We start from the raw sequence: 17,758 nt of genomic DNA on the forward strand, positions 1-17,758 counted from the left end.
TAGGCTCTGTCACGTGAGCGACCCGAGCCCGCGCGAGCAGCGCCCCGAGCCGGCCACCGAGCCTGCGACCGAACCGGACACCGTGCCGGCCACCGGATCGGCCACGGATCCGGCCGCGGCCCGGTCGGCGGCCCTGGCCGAGCTCACCACGCTGCGCGCGAGCATCGACAACATCGACGCCGCACTCGTGCACCTGCTCGCCGAGCGGTTCAAGTTCACCCAGCAGGTCGGTCGGCTCAAGGCGAGGTCCGGGCTGCCCCCGGCGGACAAGGCCCGCGAGCAGGTTCAGGTGGCCCGGCTGCGCGCCCTGGCCGAGGAGTCCAACCTCGACCCGGCGTTCGCCGAGAAGTGGCTCGCGTTCGTGACCGCGGAGGTCATCCACCACCACGAGCGGATCGCGTCGGAGCACGCCGGCCGGGGAGACTGAGCCGCCGTGCCCGCCGCCCCCCTGCCCGCCGAGATCGCCGCGATCCTGGCCAGGCCCAACCCCGCCGTGATGGGCACCGTCGCCCCCGACGGACGTCCGGTCACGGTCGCGACCTGGTACCTCCTGGAGGACGACGGCACGGTGCTGCTCAACCTCGACGCCGGCCGGGCGCGGCTGGCGCACCTGCGCCACGATCCGCGGGTCTCGCTCACCGCGCTGGCCGGCGACGACTGGTACACCCACGTGAGCGTGCAGGGCGAGGTGGTCTCGATCACCGACGACGAGGACCTGGCGGGCATCGACCGGCTCTCCCGGCACTACACCGGCAACCCCTACGCCGTGCGCGACCGCGCCCGGGTGAACGCCCGCGTGCGGGTCGACCGGTGGCACGGCTGGGGCGCCGCGCGGGCCTGACCAGCCGGAACGGACCTTCCGGACGAAGGCGGACAGACCCGGACGGCACGACTGGGCCATCCGGGCGAACCGCGACCGGCCCCCTTCAGGGGTCGCCTCCCGCACTCGTACCGTGCTGGTGAGGTCCCTGCGGACCACCCCGTCGTCTCCCTGAAGGGCCCGTGATGAGCACTGCTCTGGCCAACGCCCTGGCCCGCCTGTCCGGCCTCGAGCTCTCCGAGTCGGCAGCCCTGAGCCTGGCCGCCTCGGGCCGCGCGACCGACGCCGTGCCGACCCAGCCGGGTGCTGCCGCGCAGTCCTGACCGCACCGCGGTCCCCGTGCCCCGCACCCGGGGCCCGTCCGCGCGCACCATCTCCCCCCTCCTGCTCGAGCGGTTCGGATGGCACCATGAGCGCGTGATCCGTGCCGCCCGCCCCACCGACGCCGACGCCCTCGCCGACGTGTGCCTGCGCACGGCGCTGTCCGGCGAGGACGCGACCGGGCGCCTGACCGACGACCGCCTGTGGGCGGACCTCTTCGCGCTGCCGTACCTCGAGCTCGAGCCCGACCTGTGCTGGGTCGTCGAGCTCGGCGGATCGGTCGTGGGCTACCTGGTCGGCACCGCGGACACCGCGGCGTACGCGGAGTCGTTCCGGGACCGATGGCTGCCCCGGCTCGACGGCCGCTACCCGCTGGACCGCCGCACCGACCCGCTCGAGGACCAGCTGGTCCGCGAGCTGCACGACCCCGAACGGGACCTCCTGCCCGAGCTCGTCGGCTACCCGGCCCACCTGCACGTCGACCTGCTGGCCCCGGCCCGCTCACGCGGCTGGGGACGCGCGCTGCTCGCCACGTTCTTCTCGGCGGTCCGTGACCGCGGAGTGCCCGGTGTGCACCTCGCGGTCGCGCCGGACAACCATCGGGCCATGGCCTTCTACTCCTACCTCGGCCTGCGCGAGCTGCCGACGGTGCGCGGCACCTACCTCGTGGCCACGTCCGACCTGCTCTGACGTCCGGCCTGCTCTCACGTCCGACCGGCTCTGAGGTTTCACCCGCGTCCCGGGTCACCTGCCGACGCCCTGCGCACTCCCTTCTCCACATCACCGCGGCCGACCGGCCGCTCGAGCCGCCCCGCGGCCGACGAAGGAGGGAACCATGCCCGTCGCCACGATCCCCGTCCACCGCTACTCGGTGCAGACCGGAGCCAACACCGTCCAGCCGTTCTCCTGGATCAAGGTCTCCGGACCGGTCCTCGCGCACGGCATCCAGAACGACGCGACGCTGTACTTCTCGCCGAGCTACACCCACCTGAGCGGTCATGTGCTGAACGTCGGCGGCCTGAACTTCGACGGCATCACGGTGATCGCGATGATCCCGTTCTCGGAGTTCGACCGGATGTACGACCTGGTGCGCAGCGAGGCGCCGGTGCAGCTCTACTACACCTACGCCTCCGGTACGACGACCACCCGCCAGCTCAACCTCGCGGCCTTCCGGTCCGGTGACGAGCCTGCGGGCGAGGGTCCCGAGGACGACGACGCCGTGGCCGCAGCGGTCTCGGCCCTGGTCGCGGCGAGCACCGTGGACCTCGCGCCGGCCGTGAAGGGCACGCGCCGGCGCTGACCGGCCACCGACCGGCCCGTCCTCGCCCGCCGGCCCGCGTCGTCGTGCCATCCTCGGACGGTCACCCGTCTCGCCGAGGAGAGCACATGCGCGTCGCCCGCCTGCACGGCCCCCGCGACCTGCGGATCACCGACGAACCCGCGCCCGACCCCGGACCGGGCGAGTCCCTGGTCCGGGTCGAGGCGGTCGGGATCTGCGGGTCGGACCTGCACTGGTGGAGCGAGGGCACCGTCGGCGAGACCGCGCTGAGCGAACCGATGGTGATCGGCCACGAGACCGCCGGCCGGGTGGTCGGCGGCCCGCTCGACGGCCGCCTGGTCGCGGTCGACCCCGCGATCCCGTGCGGGCGCTGCGAGCGGTGCCTGCAGGGCGACCCGAACCTGTGTCCCTCGATCCGGTTCGCCGGCCACGGCCCGACCGACGGCTCGATGCAGGAGCTGATCGCCTGGCCCACCGACCGGCTCGTGCCGCTGTCCGACTCGTTCACCGCCGTCGACGGCGCGGTGCTCGAACCGCTGGGCGTCGCGATCCACGCGCTCGACCTCGCCCACCTCAAGGTCGGCGACACGGCGGTCGTGGCCGGGCTCGGCCCGATCGGGCTGCTGCTGGTCCAGCTGCTGCGCTCGGCCGGGGCGGCCCGGGTGATCGGGATCGAGCCGCTCGCGCACCGCCGCGAGGCCGCGCTCACGATGGGGGCCGACGTGGTCGCGCACCCCGACGACCTGACCGACGACGCGCTCCGGGCGGACCTGCTCGCCGGGCGCGACGGAGCCGACCGCTGCTTCGAGGTCGCCGGCGAGGACGACGCGATCGCCTCGTGCGTGACGCTCGCCAGGCCCGGCGCACGGGTCGCGCTGGTCGGCATCCCGGCGACCGTCACGAGCCACTACCCCGCGGCGCCGACCCGCCGCAAGGGCCTGACCCTCGCGCTGGTCCGCAGGATGAAGGACGTCTACCCGCGCGCGATCTCCCTGGCCGAGCGCGGCGCGGTCGACGTGCGCGCGGTCGTCACGTCCACCCACGGCCTGACCGACGCGGCGACGGCGCTCGCCGACGCCGCGTCCCGCGCCGGGCTCAAGGCCGTCGTCACGCCGCAGGTGCGGTGAGGCCGCTCGTCGCACCGCCGCGCGGCCGGTGCGACGAGCGACCCCGCGTTCAGGCGGTGCGCACGCCGATCGTCAGCAGCACGTTCGCGTAGACCCGCGGCTCGCCGGTCGCGACGACCACCGCGACGTCGGGCGTCTTGCACAGGTCGTAGAACTCGAACCGGCCGACCTGGTTCCACTCGAGGTCGCCGAGGATCTGCCTGAAGCCGGTGTGCGCGGGGACCGGTTCGCCGTCCGGCGGCACCATCACCGCGACGGACTCCAACGGCACCGCCTCGACGAGCACCTCGAGCACGTCGTCGACCGTGGCCAGCCCGGGCCTGAGGTTGAGGAAGACCCGCTCGGCGGCCGGGTTCACGCCCGTGGAGTGCGGGTAGTTGCCGTCCGCGACCAGGATGCGCGACCCGTGCCCCGCGGCTGCGACGGCGGCGAGCAGGGGCGGGTGGGTGAGCGGTCCGTTGAGCACGGCGTCTCCTCGGGGTCGGGCCCGGGTGGCCCGGGCGTCGTGCCGGCGCGGGCGCGCCGGGGCGTCAACGGGGCGGGGGTGCCGGCTCGACCTGGGCCCGCGCGTCGAGCGCATCCGCGCCCAGGGTGCTGACCCGTGCGACGACCTGCGGCATCAGGCGCTCGTCGCGGATCTCGTCGCCGGTGAGCAGGCCCTGGACCATCTCGATCACCCGGCCGCCGAGCGCGTGGAAGTCCTGGCGCACGGTCGACAGCGGCGGCGGCCACCAGGCGCTGCCGGGGGCGTCGTCGAAGCCCATCACCGCGACGTCGTCGGGGACCCGTACGCCCGCCTCGTGCAGCGCGCTCAGCAGACCGAGCGCCATCTGGTCGTTCCCGGTGAACACGGCGCGCGGCAACCCCTCGGCGAGCAGGCGCCGCCCGGCGCGGAAACCTTCGGAGACCTCCCAGGAACGGCCCTCGACGACGGTCGGCTCGACGCCGGCGGCCAGGCACGCCTCGCGGAACCCGTCGGCCCGGTCCAGCGCGTCCTGCCAGCCGAGATCACCGGTGACGTGCACGAGGTCGCGGTACCCGCAGGACAGCAGGTGCTCGGCGGCCAGCCGCCCACCGAGCCGCTGCTCGATGCCCACGGTCGCGATGTCGTCCAGGCCGCCGGGCCCGGCCAGGACCAGCACGGTCGGCGTCTGGGTGACGACCTCCTGCAGCACGGGCACCGTGGTCCGGGACTGGGCGAGCACGACGATGCTCTCGACCTGGCGCTGCTCGAGGTAGCGGTAGGCGCCCTGGACGGAGTCCGCCCGGGCGTCCTGCTCCATCGCGAGCACCAGGAAGTACCCGGCCGCGCGCGCCGCGGTCTCGACCTCGACGAGCGTGTCGACCATGCCGAAGTGTGCACGCGCGGCCACCAGCACACCGATCGCGCCGGACTTGTTCGACGCGAGCGCGCGGGCGGCGAGGTTGGGGCGGTACCCGAGCGCCTCGACCGCGGCGAGCACCTGGCGCCGCTTGAGGTCGCTCACCCGGGCTGAGCCGCTGAGCACGCGCGAGACGGTCTGCGGGGACACGCCCGCGACCGCGGCGACGTCGGCCATCACGATCCGGCGCTGCGGCGCGTTCACCGCGCACCTGCCGGCTCGACCACGACCGGCGCGAACGACCGGCGGACCAGATCGGCGCGGTCGGCGCGCGAGCCCAGGCGACCGGTGGCCTCGAGCTGCACCAGGACGTTGCCGACGCCGCTGGCCTCGGCCGGCCCGGCGACCACCCTCCGGCCGGTCGCGTCGGCCGTGAGCCGGCACAGGAACGGGGTGCGGGACCCGCCGCCGACCAGGTGCACGGTGCTCACCCGCTGCCCGGCCACCTGCTCCAGTCGCGCGAGCGACCGGGCGTAGGACTCGGCGAGGCTCTCGAGCACGAGCCGGACGAGGCGGGCCGGGTCCGTGATCCGCACGCCGTGCTGCTGCTCGACGTGGTCGGCCACCCGGTCGGCCATCCGCCCGGGTGCGACGAACCGGGGGTCGTCGGGGTCGATCGTCACGCCCGACGACGCTACTCGCTCGGCCTGCGCGACGAGCGCCACGAGGTCGGCGGGGGCGCCGTCGTCACGCCACTGGCGTACGCACTCCTGCAGGATCCACAGGCCGGTGAGGTTGGCGAGCAGCCGGTTGCCTCCGTCCAGCCGCGCCTCGTTGGTCAGCCCGGCGGCGAACGCGTCCGGCGTGACCACCGGCGCGGGCGTCTCGAGCCCGACGACGGACCAGCTCCCGGCCGCGACGAACGCGACCCCCTCGCCCTCGGCCGGCATCGCGTGCACGGCACAGGCCGTGTCGTGCCCGGCGGAGACCACGGCGACCCGGTCGTCCTCGGTCCACCGGCCGCGCACCGTGCCGTCCGCGGTGACCGGGCCGAGCCATCCGGGCGGCACCCCGTCGGCCGCCAGGACCTGCTCCGACCACCCGGCCGCGCCCGGACGGCACAGCCCGGTGGTGCTCGCGATCGAGCGACCCCAGCCGGGCCGGCCACCCAGCCGGTGCGCGAACCAGTCGGGCAGGAGCTGCAGGGCCGAAACCCGGTCCAGCTCGCGCCCCTCGGCCAGCTCGGCCGCGAGCTGGTTCGCCGTGTTGATGTCGGCGGGGTGCACGCCGGTGGCGGCCCAGCGCTGCTCGGCCGACAAGCGGGCGTAGAACGGCGTGGCGATCCGCCCGGTGCGCGGGTCGCGGTAGGTGTGCCCGGGCCCGACCCGCCGGCCGGCCCGGTCCAGGAGCACGTAGTCCACGCCCCACGTGTCCACCGCGACCGACACGACCGGCACCGGCGCCGCGCGCACGGCTGCGCGCAGGCCGGCGCCGATCTCGGACTCGAGCCGGTCGAGGTCCCAGGACAGCGCGCCGTCGTGCTCGCGCGCCTCGTGCGGGAACCGGTGCACCTCGGTCAGGGTCAGGACGTCGTCGCGCACGGTCCCGAGCAGCACCCGGCCCGAGCTGGAACCCAGGTCGACCGCGACCGCCGCGACGTCGTCCATCCCTGCCTGTGCCCTCCCCGAGCTGTTCCGGCCCGGCTCAGACCCGCGAGGTCTTGCGCAGCGGACCGTAGGTGGCGCAGGCCCGGAAGTCGGCGCCCTCGAGGTCGTCGGTGCCGAACGACATCCACGCCTTGGGCCGGAACACCTGCTCGGCCGGCACGTTGTGCATGTTCACCGGGATGCGCAGCATCGAGGCGAGCGTGAGCATCTCCGAGCCGATGTGGCCGTAGCTGATCGCACCGTGGTTCGCGCCCCAGGCGTTCATCACGTCGTACACCGAGGTGAACGCGCCCGAGCCGGTGAGGCGCGGCACGAACCAGGTGGTCGGCCACAGCGGGTCGGTGCGGTCCTCGAGGGTCTTGTTGACGTCCTCGGGCAGGTTCACGGTCCAGCCCTCGGCCACCTGCAGCACCGGGCCGAGCCCGCGCACCAGGTTGATCCGGGTCATCGTGACCGGCATGCCGCCGTCGGTGACGAAGTGGGTGGAGAAGCCGCCGCCGCGGAAGTACTCCTTGTTCGACGGGTGGAACGTGGTGGCGTCCAGGCAGGCAGACACGTCCTCGTCGGTCATCTCCCACCAGGTCTTGATCACCGGCTCGCCGTCGCGTCGGGCCCGGCCCGAGCCGTCGAGCGTGGTCGCACCGGAGTTGCGCAGGTCGATGATGCCGCCCGCGGCGACCCCCTCGAGCCGGTGCCCGGTGACCCGCTCGACCGCCTCGGGGCTCCAGTACGTGCGCACGTCGGAGAAGATCTGCGGCGTGTTGGTCAGCAGGTGGCCGAAGAGCATCGACACACCGTTGAGCGAGTCGTTCTCGGTGGCCACCAGCGACGGCTGCCGGGTGCCCGACCAGTCGAAGTTCGTGTTGAGGATCGTCTCCAGGAAGTCACCGTTCGGCTGGTAGTCGGTCCACTGCCGCTGGCCCTGGAAGCCCGCCAGGATCGCGTTGAAGCCGCCCGCCTCCTCGACGAAGCCCTTCGCGGCGAGCGCGGGGTTGCCGAGCATGAGGTCCCGGCCGATCAGCGCCATCTTGGTGACGAAGTCCCACTGCCGCTCGGCCTCGGCCTCGTCGATCTTGTGGTGGTCGGGGTTGCGGTCCTCGCCCTGCACGCAGTGCTCGCGCACCCAGGCGCGGGCGACCTCGTACTCGGCGTCGTCGTAGATGCCCTCGTCGATCCGCCGGAGCAGCTCGATCGACTCGACGTACTCGTTGCGCATCCCGAGGTACTCGGCGAAGAACTCGTCCTTGACCACCGAACCGGCGATGCCCATGCTGACGGCGCCGATGGACAGGTAGCTGCGGCCACGCATCTGTGCGACGGCCAGTCCCGCGCGGGCGAACTGCAGCAGGCGCTCGGCGACCTCGTCGGGGATCGACGAGTCGTCGGCGTCCTGCACGTGGCGGCCGTAGATCCCGTAGGCCGGGATGCCCTTCTGGGCGTGGCCGGCGAGCACGGCGGCGAGGTACACCGCACCCGGGCGCTCGGAGCCGTTGAAGCCCCACACCGCGTGCGGCATCGACGGGTCCATGTCCATGGTCTCGGTGCCGTAGCACCAGGCCGGGGTCACGGTGACGGTCAGACCGACGTCGTTCGCCTTGAACAGCTCGGCGCACGCGGCGGCCTCGTTGACCCGGCCGATCGTGGTCTCGGCGACGATGCACTCGACCGGCTCGCCGTCCGGGTAGCGCAGGCTCGAGCTGAGCAGCTCGGCTACGGATCGGGCCAGGCCCATGGTCTGGTCCTCGAGGGACTCGCGGACACCCTGGCGGCGTCCGTCGATCGTGGGTCGGATGCCGATCCGCGGGTGGGTGGACATGGTGCTCCCTGTGTCAGTGCCTTCTCGGTGGCGTTCTCGGACGCTCTGCGGTGCGTTGCCTCGGGCCGCGAGCTCGGTGTGGTGCGGGTGCGGCTCGCGCCGCCCCCTGGCCGGGCCGGGACGCTCGTCCCGACCCGGCCGAGGGCGCACCTGGCGGCGCGTCTAGCCGGGAGTCCCCGTCACTCGTAGAGGACGGCCTGGATCTCGGGGTCGTCGATGTTGGTCGAGTCGTACCAGTAGTAGCCGGTGTCGATCGTGGTCGGCAGGTCCTCGCCGTTGATCGCGGCGACCGCGGCCTTGACGGTCTCGTAGCCGATGCCGACCGGGTTCTGGGTGATCGCGCCGGCCATCAGACCGGACTTGATCGCGTCGATCTGCGCCTGACCGGAGTCGAAGCCGATCACAATGACCTTGCCGGACATGTTCAGCTCGTTGACGCCGTTGACGATGCCGATCGCCGAACCCTCGTTGCAGCCGTAGATGCCGACCAGGTCGGGGTTGGCCTGCAGGATCGCCTTGGTGATGTCGGTCGACTTGAGCTGGTCGCCGCCGCCGTACTGGATGTCGACGACGTTCATGTCCGGCTCGTTGGACTCCATGTACTCCACGAAGCCGTCCCGGCGCTCGATGCCGGTGATCGACGTCTGGTCGTGGCACACGATCGCGACGTCGCCGGTGTGGTCGGCGAGCTCGGCCATGTGGGTCGCGGCCTCGGCCGCTGCGGCCTTGTTGTCGGTCGACGCGGTGGTCACCGGGATGTCGGAGTCCACGCCCGAGTCGAACGCGACGATCGGGATGCCGGCGGACTGGGCCTGCTCGAGGATCGGGATCGAGGCCTCGGAGTCGAGGGCCGCGAAGCCGATCGCGTCCGGGTTGGCGTTGAGCGCGGTCTGCAGCTGCTGGAGCTGCTGCTCGACCTCGGCCTCGCTGTCCGGGCCGTCGAAGGTCATCCGAACACCGAGCTCGTCGGCGGCCTGCTCGGCGCCGAGCTTCACGGCCTGCCAGAACTGGTGCTGGAAGCCCTTCGAGATCAGGGCGACGTAGAGCTCGTCGCCGCTGCCGGCGTCGGAGCTCGACGAGGAGGAGTCGCCGCCGCTGCTCGCGTCGTCGGTCGTACCACCGCTCGAGCACGCAGCCAGGACCAGGGCGGCCGCCGCCATCACGGCGACGCCGGCGAACTTCGTCGTACGCATAGGTCTGTCTCTCCTTGGGTGTGGGGAACTGCGAAGGGGACGTCCAGGACTAGTGGCCGGCCTCCCTTCGACGACGGACGTTGTCGGCGAAGACCGCCACGAGGATCACGACCCCGACCGCGACGCGCTGCCACTCCTGCGGGATCGCCATGATCTGCAGGCCGTTGGTGAGCACGGCCATCAGGAGCGCGCCGATCATCGTGCCGAGGATCGAGGCACGGCCGCCGGACAGCGACGTGCCACCGATCACCACGGCCGCGATCGCCTCGAGCTCGTACCCCTGCCCCAGCGCGGGCTGTGCGGAGTTCAGCCGGGCGGCGATCAGCACGCCGCTCAGGCCGGTGAACGTGCCGGCCAGGGTGTAGATCGCGATGGTCCACCGGCGGGTGTCGACGCCGGAGAGCTGGGTGGCCTCCTCGTTGGAGCCGATCGACAGGGCGTAGCGGCCGATCAGGCCCTTGCTGAGCAGCACCCCGGCGACCGCGACCGCGGCGAAGAAGATCAGCACCGCGTTCGGCAGGTTCGCGCCGGGGATGATCGAGCCGAGCGAGATGCTGGTGAAGCCGGGGACGTCGGAGAAGTAGATCGGGTGCGTGTCGGAGATCACCAGCGCCAGCCCGGACGCGGCCATCATCATCGCGAGCGTGGCGATGAACGGCGGGATCCGCAGCACCGCCACGTTCACACCGTTGACCAGGCCGATCAGCGAGCCGAACGCGATCCCGAGCACGACGCCGAGCACCAGTGGCAGCCCGAGGTAGTCGGGGTTGAGGAACACGGCCGTCATCACCGCGGCGAGCGTCATGCCGGTGCCGACCGACAGGTCGATGCCGCCGGTCGCGATGACGAACGTCGCGCCGAGCGCCATGACGCCGACCACCGAGGCCGACAGCAGGATCCCGGTGACGTTGTTCCAGGACAGGAAGGCGTGGCTGGAGACCGAGAAGAAGCCGAACAGCACGATCAGCGCGCCGAACGCGAGCAGCTTCTGCAGGTCGAAGCGCTGCCGCCTCGCGACCGTCGGGGCCTTGTCCTCGGTGGGTGCGGTGGCGATGCTCATGCTGCTCCCATGCCTTCCGTGCGGAACTTGGTCGCGAGCTCCATGATCGACTCCTGGGTCGCCTCGCTGTTGGGGACGATGCCGGTGATCCGGCCCTCGCACATCACCGCGATCCGGTCCGACAGCCGCAGCACCTCGGGCAGCTCGGACGAGATCATGATGATCGACTTACCCTCGTCGGTGAGGTGGACGAGGAGGTCGTGGATCTCCTGCTTCGCGCCCACGTCGATGCCGCGGGTCGGCTCGTCGACGATGAGGATGTCGCAGGACCGGGTGAGCCACTTGGCCAGCACGACCTTCTGCTGGTTGCCACCCGAGAGGTTCTTGGCGAGCTGACGCACCGACGGCGTCTTCACCCGCAGCGCCGCCACCTGCTCCTCGGCCGTGGTGGCGATCTTGGCGTCGTTGATCAGGCCGACACCGTTGACGAACGAGCGCAGCGTGGACAGCACCACGTTGTTGCTCACGCTCTGGTCAAGCAGCAGGCCGTAGCGCTTGCGGTCCTCGGACAGATAGCCGATGCCGGCCTCGACCGCCTGGGCCGGGTTGTGGATCGTGGTGGGCTCACCGTCGATCAGGATCTCGCCGGCGCTGCGCCGGTCCGCGCCGACCAGGGCCCGCGCGACCTCGGTGCGTCCGGCACCCATCAGGCCCGCGAACCCGAGGATCTCGCCTCGGTGCAGCTCGAAGGACACGTCCTTGAGCAGCGCCGCGGTCGACAGGCCGCGGACCTCGAGCACCGGCGTGCCCCGCTGCCGGCCGGGGTCGGGCCGCTGGTCGGTGTCGATCTTGCGGCCGACCATCATCGCGATGACGTCGCGGATCGGCGTCTCGGCGGTGGGCACCGTGCCGACCATCTCGCCGTCCCGCAGCACCGTGACCCGGTCGGTGAGCTCCTTGACCTCGTCCATCCGGTGGGAGATGTAGATGACGCCGGTCTTGGGGGTCACGAAGCCGCGGACCAGCTCGAACAGGGTGTGGATCTCGGAGTCGGTGAGGGTCGCGGTGGGCTCGTCCATGACCAGGACCCGCGAGTCGAACGAGAGTGCCTTGGCGATCTCGACCATCTGCTGGCGAGCGACCGAGAGCTCCCGCACGACGGTCGCGGGGTCGATCTTGATCTCGAGGCGGTCGAGCAGCTCCTTCGCGCGGGCGTTGAGCTTGCGGTCGTCGACGGCCATCCGCGCGAAGGCCCGCGGCTCACGGCCCAGGTAGATGTTCTGGGCCACCGACAGGTCGGGGACCAGGGTGAACTCCTGGTGGATGATGCTCAGCCCGAGGTGCTGGGCCTCACGCGGTCCCTCGACCTCGACCGGGGCGCCCTCGAGCAGGATCTCCCCGCCCTCGTCCATCGTGTAGATGCCGGTCAGCAGCTTCATCAGGGTCGACTTGCCGGCCCCGTTCTCGCCGCACAGGCCGAGGATCTCCCCGTGGTGCAGCGTGAGCGAGACGTCCGACAGCGCCCGCACGCCGGGGAACGACTTCGACACGTTGCGGATCTCGAGCAGCTCTGGCACGTCACGCTCCTTCGAGTGGCGTCCTCAGCGCAGCGGCAGGCAGGAATGGCAGAGAAAGGACTCTGAGTTCGGCGAGATCCGCAGAAATCGCTCGACTCTGAGCCTTTTCTGTTCCTTTGTTTGATTGCGCTGCCATGGACTATGGCACGAGGAGGTCGGCGCCTGCAAGCCCCGTTACCAGGTCGTTGCCGATCGACGCTCGTCGTCCCATGAATGTCCGCGTGGCGCCCGCACGGACATGGCGGTGCGGGCCCGACCGAAGCCTGGCCCGCACCGCCGTCGTCGTGCCGCTACTGGACCGACCAACCGCCGTCCGACGGCAGGATCACGCCGGTCAGGTTCGTCCCGTCGTCGCTGAGCAGGAACGTGATCGACGCCGCGAGCTGCTCGGGCATCGCGACCGGCGGCAGCGTCTGCATGGCCGGTCCGAGCCGGCGCTGGCCGAGCTCCGAGGCGAAGTTCGCCTGGATGTTGGTGGCCACCGGTCCCGGCGCGACCGCGTTCACCCGGATGCCCGACGGCGCGTACATGAACGCCGTGCTGCGGGTCAGGCCGACCACCGCGTGCTTGGAGGCCGTGTAGGCCAGCCCGGCCGCGCTGCCGCGCAGCCCCGCCTCGGACGCGACGTTCACGATCGAGCCGCGCCCGGCGGCGAGCATCGCCGGGAGCACCGCGCGGCTGAGCCGGAACATGCCGTCCACGTTGACCGCCATCACGCGCGACCAGACGGCGTCGCTCACCTCGTGCAGCGGCGTGAAGTCGTCCATGATCCCGGCCACGTTCGCCAGGCCGTCGATCCGCTCACCGGCGGCCTCGACGATCGCCGCGACGTCCTCCTCCTTGGTGATGTCGCCGACGACGGTGACCACTCCCGGCAGCTCGGCGGCGAGCTCCGCGAGCCGCGGTCCGGAGATGTCCACCGCCACCACCCGACCGCCCTCCCGGGCGACCCGCGCCGCGACCGCGCGGCCGATCCCGGACCCGGCGCCGGTGACGATCACCGTCTTCTCCGCGAAACGGCCCGGGACGACGACCTCGACCCACGGCTCCGGGACCGACTCGTCCTCGGCCTCGGGCACCTCGCCGGACGCCTGCCCGGGCGGCTGCACACCCGCGGGCCCGCCCTCGGCCGACGACCCTGCTGACGACCCGGAGGACGCCGAGGCACCGGTCGGATCGTTCGCGCGGGCCACCATGTCGGCTATCACGTCGTCGGTCATCCGCCCGCCGCTCATCGAGGCGACCCGCTTGAGCGAGAAGAACCGGACGGGCTTGAGCGCGCTCTCGTCGCGACCGTCCGCGGCGAGCATGGCGCGCAGGATCGGACCCCCGACGGGGTGCTTGAGCCAGTCGTTGATCGATGACGCGGCGGTGAGCTCGTGAGCCATGGGGGGCACTCCTTGTCGATGCTGAGGCGACGCCGCCTCGCCCCGGCGCAGCCTGCAGGAGCCGCCGCCGGCCTGTCGAAACGGACATCGTTGTCCGTTTAGGACTCTAGTCCTAGACGGAGGGGCGGGCCACTCGAGCTCAGGGCCTACGCTGCCACGATGGGCTCGAGCTCGAGGCGGGACGCCGTGCGCAACCGGGCCGCGCTCGTCGCGGCGGCCGAGGAGGTCTTCCGCGAGGCCGGCGCGACCGCGCCGCTGCACCTCGTGGCCGCTCGGGCGAACCTCGGCCGCGGCACGCTCTACCGCCACTTCCCCGACCGGGCCGCGCTCGTCGCCGCCGTCTACGAACGTCGGGTCGACGCCCTCGAGGCCCTCGCGCCGACCCTGCCGGCCGAGCGGAGCCTCGAGCAGCTGGTGGTCGAGATCGCGCACCTGCAGCTCGACGTGCCGGGGCTGCTGTCCGCCGTGCAGGGCTCCGCCGACGCACCGAACCTGCTCGCCGAGGTCGAGCTGCGCACCCGCGCACTGCTCGACGCCGCGCTGGCCACCGCGCGGGACCTCGCCGAGGTCCGCGACGACGTCACGCTCGACGACGTCCTGCTCACGTTCGCGATGATCGACGGCGTGATCGCCGGTGAGGCACCGGAGCGGGTGGAGGCCTCGGTGCACCGCGCGCTCCGGCTCGCCCTGCGGGCCCTGCTCAGCACCGACCGTCCGCCGCCCGCGCCCCGGCTCGTGGACCGCCCGGACGCCCAGGACTGATCGGGCCGCGCCGTGCCGCCGCTCAGTTCAGCCGAGGATCCACCGGTGCGCCGGCGAACAGCGCGAGATCGCCGCCCTGGCGTCGCAGCACCTGGCTCCACAGCCGCTCCGGCGACCCGCTGAACGGGTCGCGCTCGTCGGCCGCGAGGACGAGCCAGTCGCCCCGCGCGATCTCGGCCTCGAGCTGCCCGCCCGACCAGCCGGAGTGGCCCGCGAAGACCCGCAGCTCGCCCAGCCGGCTGGCCACCTCGTCCGTCGGGGTGTCCAGGTCCACCAGCCCGAACGGTCCGGTCACCCGGTCCACACCCGGAGGCGGCACGCTCCCGTCCGGCACGAGCACCACGCCGAGCGCACCGTCCAGCCCCACGGGCCCGCCCTGGAACAACCGGCCGGGCGGCGTCGCGAACGGCTGCCAGTCGGGCAGCACCTCGTCGACGTCGACCTCGAGCGGCCGGTTGATGACGACACCGAACGCGCCGTCGTCACCGTGGTCGAGCAGCAGCACGACGCTGCGGGCGAAGTTCGGGTCCCGCATCCCCGGGGCCGCCACCAGCAGGCGACCGGTGAGGGACGAGCTCATGACTCCATCATGGTGTCCCCGGGCGGTTCGCGCCCCGGGTCGGTGCCGACCTTCGCCAGCCGCATGCGCCCCGCCGTCATGATCAGCCGGACCACGGCCGCGACGATCACGACGTTGAGGGCCATCTGCACCGTCACGACGTTCCGGGCCAGCGTCGCCACCGGCGCGATGTCGCCGAAGCCGACCGTGGTCAGCACGGCGACGGTGAAGTAGAGAGCGCCGGTGCGGTCCAGCGGCTCGTTGAACTGCCCGGGGTCGATCGACGAGATCGTCGAGTACACCGCCGCCACGACGAACACGTAGAGCGGGACGACCACCGCGATCGCCTGGATCGCACGCAGCTGTGGCGTGTCGGACGCCAGGATCGCCCGCAGCTGGCGCCCGAGCACGGCCAGGAAGGCCAGCCCACCGAGCACGCTCAGCGTCACGGCGGTGCTGTCGCGCGGTGCCGCGGTCGGCGCGAGGAAGTACAGCGCGACGATCACGACCCACGTGACGAGCAGCTGGACGACGGCCGCGACCACCGCGCGCCGACGCGCTCCGCGCTCGAGTTCGAACAGTCGGTTCGGGCTCATCCGGCGCTCCCCGGGTCGGGCGCGACGTCCTCGTCCGGGCGGTCGCGCGGCCACAGCAGGTAGGTGAAGGCGATCGCGATGGCGGCGCCCACGACGGTGTCCAGCAGACGCACCCAGGCCAGGTCGCCGATCCGGCCCGCCGGCGCCCCGACGGCGATCACGGCACCCGCGGTCGTCGCCACGGTTGCGATCATCGGCAGCGCCGGCTTGACCACGAAACCGACCACCACCAGCACGCCCGCGACCGCCACCAGCACGAGCGGCGGCACGAGCGCCGAGACGGGCACCAGCAGCGCGACGGCGAGGACCGTCGCGACCACCCGGAGCAGGGCCAGCTCGATCGGGCTCTTCCCGGTCGGGAGCAGCACCGCGAGCGCGGCGATCAGCACCCACAGGAGGTCGTGGTTGCCGGTGGCCTCGTAGCCCGCGACCAGCCCGGCGAGCGGGATCGCCCGGCGCAGGCCGTCGTGCACGTGCTCGTCGACGCTCCACAGCGAGCGCCACATCGACCGCCAGGGTGCCACCGGGCCGGCGAACGGCTGCTCCGGGCGGTCCACCAGCGAGATGACGATCACCACGACCAGGCCGACCACGGCCCCGAGCGGCGCTCCGGTGCCGAGCGGGTCCCAGCCCTCGACGGCGGGTCCGAAGGCCTTGCCGAGCACGACCGCGAACACGTACGCGAGGGTCGCGGCGAGGCCGAACGCGGCACCGACCGGGCCCGCGCCCGCGCCGACCGAGGTGAACACCGCGACGGCGGCCATCGCGAGCCCCGCCCACCAGGGGTGGCCACCGACCGCGACCGCGAGGAGCTCCGCCCCGACGACCGCGACCGCGACCCCGACCGCCACCCTGCGGCGCACCGCGGCGGGAGCGCCGGCCCCGGCGGCGGCGACCAGGGCACCCGCCACCGCCGCGATCGCGATCGCGCCCGGGCGCTCGCGGCCGTGCACGACGAGTGCCGCGGTCGCGGCGAGCACCGCGCCGGCCAGGACGCCGAGCAGCGGGCGCCAGGTGATCGGTGCGCCCGTCGGCGTGACCCAGCTGCGCCAGTGCAGCACGCCGCCGGCAGGCCTCACACCCCGTCGCCCTCCGGAGCCTGCGACGGCACCGCGTCGCCGTCGTCGATGTCGTGCTTGAGCCGGTAGACCACCTCGTACGTCGTGCCCGAGTTCTTGATCACGGCCGTGATCATCGCCGCCACCGGGAGGGCCATGAAGGCGCCCATCGGGCCGGCGATCGCGCCACCGGCCAGCGCGGCGCCGAACGCCACGGCGCCGTTGAGCTCCATGGTCTTCGCGGACAACCGGGGGCTCAGCACCAGGTTCTCGACCTGCTGGTACACGGTGGCCCAGGCGAGCAGGACCAGCGCGCTGCCGATGCCCTTGACGCCGAGCGTCACCAGGATCGGGATCGCGGCACCGATGAACGTGCCGATCACCGGGATGAACTCCGAGACGAAGCCCATGAACAGCGCCATCGGCAACGAGAACACCAGCGGCAGGCCGATCACCATCATCACGACGAACGAGAGCGAGCCGTTGATGATCATCAGCAGCAGCCGGGAGTAGAAGTAGCCGCCGGTCTGGTCGATCGAGACGTCCGACACCCAGCCGAACTTCTGCTGCCGGGCCGGCGTCATGCGGGACAGCAGGGCGCGCTCGATCCGCGGGTAGTCCGCAGCGATGTAGAACGTGAACGAGGCGATCGTGAGCAGGTCGAAGACGACCCCGATGCTCGAGGACACCACGCCGAGGATGTTCCCGGCCCAGCCGGCGAGCGCCTGGCGGAGCGCGTCGGTGGCGTCGGCGCCGCCGGTCTGGTCGATCAGCGGCACGCCGAACAGGGTCTGACCGAGGTCGTTGAGCTGCGAGATCCAGCCCGGTGCCTGGTCGCCGACCGCGTTCGCGAACCGCACGATGCCCGGGATCAGCACCGCCACGAGCAGCGCGACGACGATCACCCCGATGACGTACATGAACCCGACGGCCGCTCCCCTGCGCCAGCCGAAGCGGCGCTGCAGCCGGGTCACCCCGGGGATCAGCGCGAGGGCGAAGAACGTCGAGGTGACGAGCAGCCCGATGAGGTGACGGGCCTCGTACGCGGCGAACAGCAGGGCGGTGGTCGCCAGCCCCACGGCGACGACCTTCCAGAGCACGATCCAGACGAACCGGTCCAGCCAGGCCAGCTCGGCCGGCGTGCGGGGCGGCTTCCAGGGCGCGACGCGCGGCGACGAAGCGTCGCCCGGCGTGGCCGGCGGCGGGTCCTCGCCCGGCACGGTGGGCTCGACCTCAGGGGGCAGTGGCTCGGACATGGCGACCTCCCACCCGA

19 protein-coding genes are annotated in these 17,758 nt (G+C 72.6%); 7 read left to right on the forward strand and 12 right to left on the reverse strand.

Features of this window, described 5'->3' with window-relative positions; all coding sequences use genetic code 11:
• Positions 1–82 precede the first annotated feature (82 nt).
• The 6 genes from OEB99_RS07985 to OEB99_RS08010 all read left to right on the forward strand — a co-directional run bounded on the left by OEB99_RS07985 (position 83) and on the right by OEB99_RS08010 (position 3,547).
• The gene (locus OEB99_RS07985; RefSeq protein ID WP_263509780.1) at positions 83–427 is read left to right on the forward strand and encodes a chorismate mutase; all 345 of its coding nucleotides are present in this window, start codon (positions 83–85) and stop codon (positions 425–427) included.
• 6 nt (positions 428–433) lie between these two features.
• Positions 434–841 carry a TIGR03618 family F420-dependent PPOX class oxidoreductase gene (locus OEB99_RS07990; protein ID WP_263509505.1) on the forward strand — a complete coding sequence of 136 codons (408 nt, stop codon included), beginning with the start codon at positions 434–436 and terminating at the stop codon, positions 839–841.
• Between the two features lie 164 nt (positions 842–1,005).
• Positions 1,006–1,143, forward strand: a complete 138-nt coding sequence (locus OEB99_RS07995) for a hypothetical protein (protein WP_263509506.1) — start codon at positions 1,006–1,008, stop codon at positions 1,141–1,143.
• A 94-nt stretch (positions 1,144–1,237) separates the two neighbouring features.
• On the forward strand, positions 1,238–1,831 hold the full coding sequence (locus OEB99_RS08000) for a GNAT family N-acetyltransferase (RefSeq protein WP_263509507.1): 594 nt from the start codon (positions 1,238–1,240) through the stop codon (positions 1,829–1,831).
• 145 nt (positions 1,832–1,976) lie between these two features.
• A complete protein-coding gene (locus OEB99_RS08005; protein WP_263509508.1) occupies positions 1,977–2,441 on the forward strand; it encodes a hypothetical protein in 465 nt (154 codons plus the stop codon).
• 86 nt (positions 2,442–2,527) lie between these two features.
• The gene (locus tag OEB99_RS08010; RefSeq protein WP_263509509.1) at positions 2,528–3,547 is read left to right on the forward strand and encodes a zinc-dependent alcohol dehydrogenase; all 1,020 of its coding nucleotides are present in this window, start codon (positions 2,528–2,530) and stop codon (positions 3,545–3,547) included.
• 49 nt (positions 3,548–3,596) lie between these two features.
• Here the strand turns inward: OEB99_RS08010 and OEB99_RS08015 are convergent, their stop codons facing one another.
• From OEB99_RS08015 to OEB99_RS08050, 8 genes are all read right to left on the reverse strand, one after another.
• Positions 3,597–4,013 carry an RbsD/FucU family protein gene (locus tag OEB99_RS08015; protein WP_263509510.1) on the reverse strand — a complete coding sequence of 139 codons (417 nt, stop codon included), beginning with the start codon at positions 4,011–4,013 and terminating at the stop codon, positions 3,597–3,599.
• A gap of 64 nt (positions 4,014–4,077) precedes the next feature.
• Positions 4,078–5,133 carry a LacI family DNA-binding transcriptional regulator gene (locus OEB99_RS08020; protein ID WP_263509511.1) on the reverse strand — a complete coding sequence of 352 codons (1,056 nt, stop codon included), beginning with the start codon at positions 5,131–5,133 and terminating at the stop codon, positions 4,078–4,080.
• On the reverse strand, positions 5,130–6,536 hold the full coding sequence (locus OEB99_RS08025; protein ID WP_263509512.1) for a rhamnulokinase: 1,407 nt from the start codon (positions 6,534–6,536) through the stop codon (positions 5,130–5,132). The genes OEB99_RS08020 and OEB99_RS08025 overlap by 4 nt, the downstream gene beginning before the upstream one ends.
• A gap of 37 nt (positions 6,537–6,573) precedes the next feature.
• Positions 6,574–8,352 (reverse strand): L-fucose isomerase, encoded by a 1,779-nt coding sequence (locus OEB99_RS08030; RefSeq protein WP_263509513.1) that lies wholly within the window; start codon positions 8,350–8,352, stop codon positions 6,574–6,576.
• 179 nt (positions 8,353–8,531) lie between these two features.
• Positions 8,532–9,545, reverse strand: coding sequence for an ABC transporter substrate-binding protein (locus tag OEB99_RS08035; RefSeq protein ID WP_263509514.1), 1,014 nt, complete (start codon positions 9,543–9,545; stop codon positions 8,532–8,534).
• A gap of 49 nt (positions 9,546–9,594) precedes the next feature.
• Positions 9,595–10,605, reverse strand: a complete 1,011-nt coding sequence (locus OEB99_RS08040; RefSeq protein ID WP_263509515.1) for an ABC transporter permease — start codon at positions 10,603–10,605, stop codon at positions 9,595–9,597.
• A complete protein-coding gene (locus OEB99_RS08045) occupies positions 10,602–12,122 on the reverse strand; it encodes a sugar ABC transporter ATP-binding protein (protein WP_263509516.1) in 1,521 nt (506 codons plus the stop codon). Before OEB99_RS08045 ends, OEB99_RS08040 begins: the two co-directional genes overlap by 4 nt.
• Before the next feature lie 290 nt (positions 12,123–12,412).
• Positions 12,413–13,510, reverse strand: a complete 1,098-nt coding sequence (locus OEB99_RS08050) for an SDR family NAD(P)-dependent oxidoreductase (protein ID WP_263509517.1) — start codon at positions 13,508–13,510, stop codon at positions 12,413–12,415.
• Between the two features lie 159 nt (positions 13,511–13,669).
• Here OEB99_RS08050 and OEB99_RS08055 point away from each other — a divergent pair, with 159 nt between their 5' ends.
• Positions 13,670–14,272 (forward strand): TetR/AcrR family transcriptional regulator, encoded by a 603-nt coding sequence (locus tag OEB99_RS08055; protein ID WP_263509518.1) that lies wholly within the window; start codon positions 13,670–13,672, stop codon positions 14,270–14,272.
• A 22-nt stretch (positions 14,273–14,294) separates the two neighbouring features.
• On the opposite strand, the gene OEB99_RS08060 is transcribed toward OEB99_RS08055, so the two are convergent.
• From OEB99_RS08060 to OEB99_RS08075, 4 genes are read right to left on the reverse strand one after another with little or no spacing between them, the layout of a single operon-like run.
• Positions 14,295–14,852 carry a YqgE/AlgH family protein gene (locus OEB99_RS08060; protein ID WP_263509519.1) on the reverse strand — a complete coding sequence of 186 codons (558 nt, stop codon included), beginning with the start codon at positions 14,850–14,852 and terminating at the stop codon, positions 14,295–14,297.
• Positions 14,849–15,427, reverse strand: coding sequence for a potassium channel family protein (locus OEB99_RS08065; protein ID WP_263509520.1), 579 nt, complete (start codon positions 15,425–15,427; stop codon positions 14,849–14,851). Before OEB99_RS08065 ends, OEB99_RS08060 begins: the two co-directional genes overlap by 4 nt.
• Positions 15,424–16,506 (reverse strand): FUSC family protein, encoded by a 1,083-nt coding sequence (locus tag OEB99_RS08070; RefSeq protein WP_263509521.1) that lies wholly within the window; start codon positions 16,504–16,506, stop codon positions 15,424–15,426. Before OEB99_RS08070 ends, OEB99_RS08065 begins: the two co-directional genes overlap by 4 nt.
• Complete coding sequence (locus OEB99_RS08075; protein ID WP_263509522.1) at positions 16,503–17,741, reverse strand: AI-2E family transporter; 1,239 nt, start codon at positions 17,739–17,741, stop codon at positions 16,503–16,505. Before OEB99_RS08075 ends, OEB99_RS08070 begins: the two co-directional genes overlap by 4 nt.
• Positions 17,742–17,758 lie beyond the last annotated feature (17 nt).

Source organism: Actinotalea endophytica (assembly GCF_025717005.1).
GTDB lineage: Bacteria > Actinomycetota > Actinomycetes > Actinomycetales > Cellulomonadaceae > Actinotalea.

Bases quoted from the DNA above. Each gene is read 5' to 3' on its own strand.
- OEB99_RS07995 (WP_263509506.1), top strand. From the start codon at position 1,006: ATGAGCACTGCTCTGGCCAACGCCCTGGCCCGCCTGTCCGGCCTCGAG.
- OEB99_RS08005 (WP_263509508.1), top strand. From the start codon at position 1,977: ATGCCCGTCGCCACGATCCCCGTCCACCGCTACTCGGTGCAGACCGGA.
- OEB99_RS08010 (WP_263509509.1), top strand. From the start codon at position 2,528: ATGCGCGTCGCCCGCCTGCACGGCCCCCGCGACCTGCGGATCACCGAC.
- OEB99_RS08025 (WP_263509512.1), bottom strand. From the start codon at position 6,536: ATGGACGACGTCGCGGCGGTCGCGGTCGACCTGGGTTCCAGCTCGGGC.
- OEB99_RS08030 (WP_263509513.1), bottom strand. From the start codon at position 8,352: ATGTCCACCCACCCGCGGATCGGCATCCGACCCACGATCGACGGACGC.
- OEB99_RS08035 (WP_263509514.1), bottom strand. From the start codon at position 9,545: ATGCGTACGACGAAGTTCGCCGGCGTCGCCGTGATGGCGGCGGCCGCC.
- OEB99_RS08040 (WP_263509515.1), bottom strand. From the start codon at position 10,605: ATGAGCATCGCCACCGCACCCACCGAGGACAAGGCCCCGACGGTCGCG.
- OEB99_RS08050 (WP_263509517.1), bottom strand. From the start codon at position 13,510: ATGGCTCACGAGCTCACCGCCGCGTCATCGATCAACGACTGGCTCAAG.
- OEB99_RS08055 (WP_263509518.1), top strand. From the start codon at position 13,670: ATGGGCTCGAGCTCGAGGCGGGACGCCGTGCGCAACCGGGCCGCGCTC.
- OEB99_RS08060 (WP_263509519.1), bottom strand. From the start codon at position 14,852: ATGAGCTCGTCCCTCACCGGTCGCCTGCTGGTGGCGGCCCCGGGGATG.
- OEB99_RS08065 (WP_263509520.1), bottom strand. From the start codon at position 15,427: ATGAGCCCGAACCGACTGTTCGAACTCGAGCGCGGAGCGCGTCGGCGC.
- OEB99_RS08075 (WP_263509522.1), bottom strand. From the start codon at position 17,741: ATGTCCGAGCCACTGCCCCCTGAGGTCGAGCCCACCGTGCCGGGCGAG.